Consider the following 5186-nt stretch of genomic DNA (forward strand, 5'->3'; position numbering starts at 1 on the left):
CATCCCAGCCCGCCGCACCATCCCAGCCCGCCGCACCATCCCAGCCCGCCGCACCATCCCAGCCCGCCGCACCGCCCCGGACAGCGCCGACGAGCCTGGCCGCAGCGCGATGGTGCGGGGCAGCTCACGTGACGAGAGCCCCGGCGCCGACGGCAACGCTGGGCTCGCCGGGTACCACACCGAGGTGATCAGCGTCCGCCCGGGACGATGCGGATCGACGATGCGCACCGTCCGGTAGCCGACCGCCCACGGCCCCGCCAGCCCCGGATCGGCGACCACGTCACCCAGCGCGACACGCGGCACGGCCGCCACGGTGGCGGCGAGAAGCATGGTGGCGGCGAGAAGCATGGTGGCCGCGAGAAGCGTCGACGAACGGCTGCGGAACCCGCGTCTCAGGCAACGGCTCACCACACAGAGACTACTTAGAGTAAGGAAGACTCGCCGTCCGGCGGCCGAGGTGTCCGGGTCCGTCGGCGTCCACGGTCACTCTCCGCCAGGGGCCACTTCGCCCGAGGTCAGGGGTGATACGGCCGTCTTGCGCGCGCCGCCCGCGCATGGCACTCTGCGTTTAAGGAAGCCTTAGCTAAGCCTCCGGTCCGCCGGTGGGAGGTGCGGTGCTCGTCTGTTCCTGTTTCGCGGTGTCCGACCGGACGCTGCGCGCGGTGATCGCCGCTGGCGCACGTGACGTCGACGAGATCGGTGAACGCTGCGACGCCGGTACCGGCTGTGGCGGCTGCGTCGAGGAGATCGAGGATCTGCTCGACGAGTCCGCCCCCCGCTGCGCCCGTCTGGTGGCCAGGGCGGTCTAGCCTACGTGCCGGCCGGGACGAGTGCGACTGCGGCGTCCGGCTCGGCGACCCGGAAGGTGAAGCTCTCCTCCAGGTACAGGTCGACCGTGTCCGCCGTGTGCGACGCGTACCCGATCGACAGGTCCTGCCCGGACTCCAGCACGAAGTCACCGCCGCGCAGGCTGAGCACGACCGCCCCGGTGACACCCGGGGCCTGCACGACCGGCCCGTCGAGGATGTGCTGCAGGTGGGCGAGCAGCAGGTAGCCGCCGTGTTCGGCCGTCTCGATCACCGCGGTGTAGCTGTCCGGCTCGATCGCCAGCGCGTAGGGGCCGGCGATACCGGCACGGCGCAGCAGGGCGACGGCCTTCGCGACGGTGCGCGGGTAGGTGTCGGTGCTCTCCGCCAGCGGCAGGGTCGGGTGCGAGGACGCCTCGGTGATCCCGACGAGGCCGGCCTCGGCGTAGCCGTGGAAGACGACGGAGTTCTCGGTGAGGGCGATGCGGCGCACCGCCTCCTGCAGCGGATCGAGGTTGATGTCGTCGGCGCCGCGGTCGGCGTCGGCTAGTTCGGCCCGGTCGAGGGTGAACCCGACCCGCAGCTCGATGACCGGCTGCACCCGGCGCCGGCGGGCACGGACCCCGTCCGCCGGCGGCGACGGGAGATCCTCGACGCGGCCGAGGGCGGTGGCCGCGTATTCCCAGCCGTGCGGGCCGGCGAAGTCCACCACCTTGCGGGCCGCCAGGTTCGTCGTGAGCCGGGCCTTGGCCTCGTCGTCGATGGCCTTCCAGGCCGCGTCCGTCAGCGGGGCGTGGCCACGCAGCAGATGATTCACTCGCCCAGTCCCTTCAGGCTGCCAATTCCAAGAGATCCGTCGCCCAGCCCCGGCGCCGGGCTCGGTTCCATGGCCTGTTCCTCGACGTCCGTCACCGGGCCTTCGGTGAACAGATAGGTCCGCAGCTGGGTGTCCAGCACCGAGTCGTGCCGGCGCAGCCACTCCAGCGTCATCGCCGCGTGTTCCTTCTCCTCGTCGCGGTTGTGCGCGAGAACCTGCGCCAGCTCCGGGTCGGTGGCGGCGTCGACCCGCTGGTCATACCAGTCGACCGCCTCCAGCTCCTCCATCAGCGAGACGATCGCCCGATGCCGGTCGACCGTCCGTGGGGAGAGCTTCTCGGGCTGCTCGTGCAGCCCCATGCTTGAGTCGCCCATGGCGTCTGCCTACCACGCCACGGCCGGTCAACACCGCTGTCAGCGTACCGTTACTGGAGTGATCTCGATGCGGCGGTTGGCGGCCCGGCCTGCCGGCGTGCCGTTGTCGCCGACGGGCTCGCGGGAGCCGAACCCGGCGGCGCGGACCCGGTCGGCCGGCACACCCTTGCGGACGAGATAGTCGGCGGCCGTCTGGGCGCGGTCGAGGGAGAGCGCCTGGTTGAGCGGGGACGGGCCGGAGGTGTCGGTGTAGCCGCCGACGAGGACGGTGACCTGCCCAGCGCGCAGCACCTCGGCGATCTGGTCGAGCCGAGCTCGCGCCGCGGCGTTGAGCACCGAGCCGGCAACCGGAAAGGTCACTCCGTCGCTGCCGAGCGCCGCCCGCACCGCCGCCCGCTCCGCGGCGGAGGAGCCGGTGCCCGTCGCGGCGGAGCGACGGACGGTGAGCTGGTCGCGCACGGTCACGCCGGACACGGTGGCGCCAGCCGCGGACAGCACGGCGGCGGACAGCCGCTGCCCGGCTGCCGCGTCGGGAACACTACCCGCGACGGCTACCGTGGCGCCCCGCAGCGTCGCCGAATGGTCGCCTGGAACGCCCCGCAGCGCCGCGGCGAGAGCCGGTACCGCCTCGACGGGTGGCTCGGCGACGGCCGGGTCGACGCGGATCTGCCCGCGCACCGTGCCCCCCGCGGCGTCCGCGACGGCGGCGAGCAGCGACGCCCGGGCGGCCCGGTCCGGCACCGTCGCGTCGATCGACATTCCCGAGCCCGCAACGGCCAGCACCAGCGGCCGGGCCGGCTCGGAGGCGATCACCACGTCGTCGCCGAGCCGCGCCGAGGTGGTGCCTGCGACAGCCGCCGAGGCACGCGCCTGCTCGGCGGCGGCGGCGTTCGGGAACCGCCCCGTGACGACAGCCTCGCGCCCCTCGATGTGCACCTGCGCGTGGACGCCGCCCGCCGCCTTCACCGCAGCCGTCGCCCGCGCCGCCAGGTCCTCCTGGATGGGCCCGCGCCGCAGCGCGAACGCGATCAGGGCGAGCAGCAGCCACGCCAGCAGCAGCGACACGGCGAACGCCACCGGCCGGGGCCGGTTCAGGCGCGCCGCCAGGGACTGTGTCATCGGGGCTGGGCCATCGGATGAGACTCCGAATCGGGGAATCGGGGGAATCAGGCGCGGGCACCGACGACCACCCGTCGCACCGAGCCGCGGCACGCGGAGCCGTGGCACGCGGAACGGGACGGGAGCCATCGGGAGGGACGTACGAAGAAGGCGCGGCCAACCCGGCCGCGTCACAATGTTCGCACATCACCTCACGGTCGACATCACCGGGCCGCACCATCCGGCCATGCCGCAGAGGAGACCGGCCACCGCGCAGGTCAGGGCGCGTGCGGAGTCCTGCGGAGGTGGCGTTGCGGTGCCGCGCTGGTCGAGTCGCCCACGCACCCTCTGGCGGGACTGCGGCTCGTCGCCCCTCGCCCCTCACACCACCGCGCCTGGCCTCGTCCGACGGTCAGGCGGTTGATCGGGTTCGGCTGTTCCCGCGGGAACGCGACTTCTCGCCCTTGTGGTGATCGTCCTGGACTAACAGGAGCATTTGCGTCAAGGAAAAAACATCACCACCACACCACCCACCCTCACCACCCACCCTCACCACCCACGACCTCGACGCACTCATCCATGACACCGAGCCCGGGTAGCAGGATCACCGTGCGGGTGCGCTGTCGGGCCGGGGGGCCAGCTCCTGCCTGCCAGACGCATCCTGTTCGTCCCGGGCCGCAGCCGGCGCCGCGGTCGCGACGGTGCGGGCGGCTGGCACCGACGATGCGCTGGGCGCCTGGGCCGGTGGGCTGGACTGCATGTCCGCGGGCCGGGACGCCGCGCGCGGGTCCGTTGGGGCCTGTGGTGGAGTGGCGGGGCCTGTGGTCGCCGGACCGGTTGAGGCGGCCGGTCTGATCGTCCCGTCCAGCTCGTTTGCCGGCAAGGAGGCGCCCCGGGCGGTGGCGGCGATGGCAAGGCCTGGGCTGCCCGCGGTGGCAGAGTCCGCCTCGGTGGCAGAGTCCGCCTGGGTCGCCTCGAGTCCGGCCGGGGCCGGGGTGAGGGCGGGGCGGACGCGGGCGCGCAGACGGTGGAAGACGAGGGCGACGATGCCGGCGGAGACGCCGAGGACACTCCAGCCGGCGACGGCGTCGAGCAGGTAGTGGTTCGCCGTGGACATCACCACGAAGAAGGTCGCCGACGGGTACAGCACGCCGAGCACCTTCGTGACCGTGTGCCGCCCGTAGCGGACCAGCAGGAAGCCGCACCACAGCGCCCAGGCGCAGTGCAGCGACGGGAGGGCGGCGAACTGGTTGGTGAGGCCCTCCAGACCGTGCGGAGCGGCACTGGCGGAGCCGCTCCACCATCCCCACTTCTCGAAGTGGGACATGGTGTCGGTGTAGGGAGTGCCGGTGAGCAGGCGGGGAGGCGCGGTCGGGAACAGGAAGAAGCCGAGCAGGCAGATCAGCGTCGTGACGACGAGCGTCCAGCGGATCTGGGCGTAGTTGCGGGTGTTGCGCCGGTGCGTCCACACCAGCAGGCTCGGCGTCACGATGAAGTGCAGCGTCGCGTAGTAGTAGCAGCACACGATCGCTACCGGGGGGACGCTCTGCAGCCACCGGTTGAGCGACAGCTCGATATCGAGGTGCAGGAAGGTCTCGAGCCTCAGCAGGTCGTGGCCCATCCGCATCGCCTCGGCGATTGAGCCGCCGGCTCCTGACCTGGTTCCGGTGTACGAGTAGTACAGCACGGCCAGCATCAGCACCTCGACCCACCAGACCGGCAGACCGGTGGTCTGGTTGCGCAAGCGCCTCACAGTGCACCTCTCGAACGTTCCCGCAGCCCGCACACATCGGCGCACCGCCGCGGGCGCCACCCCCCGGTTCTCGGCGGCCCGCCTGTCATGGTTCCACTCAACAGCATGAGCTGGCGGGCTCGGCCACGGGCTCAACCCCATCACATCGCGCGTAGTACGGCGAACCGCCACCACCGGGTGACGGATACCCGACAGTTTCCTCCGTGGAACGCCGGACGGCGTGGCGGGCCCGGGCAGGGGTGCCGCCACGCCGTCCGCGTGGGCCGCTCGGCGCGCTCAGGCGCCGCCCGCCGCGACCGCGCGCGGTGCGGTGGCCGCCACCGGGGTGGCCGCCGCAC

At 72.6% G+C, this 5186-nt stretch carries 5 protein-coding genes and 1 pseudogene; 1 reads left to right on the forward strand and 5 read right to left on the reverse strand.

The window, feature by feature from the left end; genetic code table 11:
• A pseudogene (locus tag C1A33_RS19775) lies at positions 1 to 408 on the reverse strand (hypothetical protein); the annotation flags it as partial.
• Between the two features lie 206 nt (positions 409 to 614).
• Here C1A33_RS19775 and C1A33_RS19780 point away from each other — a divergent pair.
• Positions 615 to 809: a (2Fe-2S)-binding protein gene (locus C1A33_RS19780; RefSeq protein WP_101832935.1), complete on the forward strand. Its 195-nt coding sequence runs from the start codon at positions 615 to 617 to the stop codon at positions 807 to 809.
• A 1-nt stretch (position 810) separates the two neighbouring features.
• On the opposite strand, the gene C1A33_RS19785 is transcribed toward C1A33_RS19780, so the two are convergent.
• The 4 genes from C1A33_RS19785 to C1A33_RS19800 form a co-directional block, all read right to left on the reverse strand.
• Positions 811 to 1623 carry a family 1 encapsulin nanocompartment shell protein gene (locus C1A33_RS19785; protein WP_101832931.1) on the reverse strand — a complete coding sequence of 271 codons (813 nt, stop codon included), beginning with the start codon at positions 1621 to 1623 and terminating at the stop codon, positions 811 to 813.
• Positions 1620 to 1997, reverse strand: a complete 378-nt coding sequence (locus C1A33_RS19790) for an encapsulin-associated ferritin-like protein (protein WP_101832932.1) — start codon at positions 1995 to 1997, stop codon at positions 1620 to 1622. The genes C1A33_RS19785 and C1A33_RS19790 overlap by 4 nt, the downstream gene beginning before the upstream one ends.
• 39 nt (positions 1998 to 2036) lie before the next feature.
• Complete coding sequence (locus C1A33_RS19795) at positions 2037 to 3116, reverse strand: OmpA family protein (protein ID WP_101832933.1); 1080 nt, start codon at positions 3114 to 3116, stop codon at positions 2037 to 2039.
• Positions 3117 to 3699: 583 nt separating this feature from the next.
• Positions 3700 to 4848 carry a phosphatase PAP2 family protein gene (locus tag C1A33_RS19800; protein WP_101832934.1) on the reverse strand — a complete coding sequence of 383 codons (1149 nt, stop codon included), beginning with the start codon at positions 4846 to 4848 and terminating at the stop codon, positions 3700 to 3702.
• Between the last annotated feature and the right edge of the window lie 338 nt (positions 4849 to 5186).

This window comes from Frankia canadensis, assembly GCF_900197875.1.
Lineage (GTDB): Bacteria > Actinomycetota > Actinomycetes > Frankiales > Frankiaceae > Frankia > Frankia canadensis.

Excerpts from the sequence above, each read along its gene's own strand:
- C1A33_RS19795 (WP_101832933.1), bottom strand. The coding sequence starts at position 3,116 with ATGACACAGTCCCTGGCGGCGCGCCTGAACCGGCCCCGGCCGGTGGCG.
- C1A33_RS19790 (WP_101832932.1), bottom strand. The coding sequence starts at position 1,997 with ATGGGCGACTCAAGCATGGGGCTGCACGAGCAGCCCGAGAAGCTCTCC.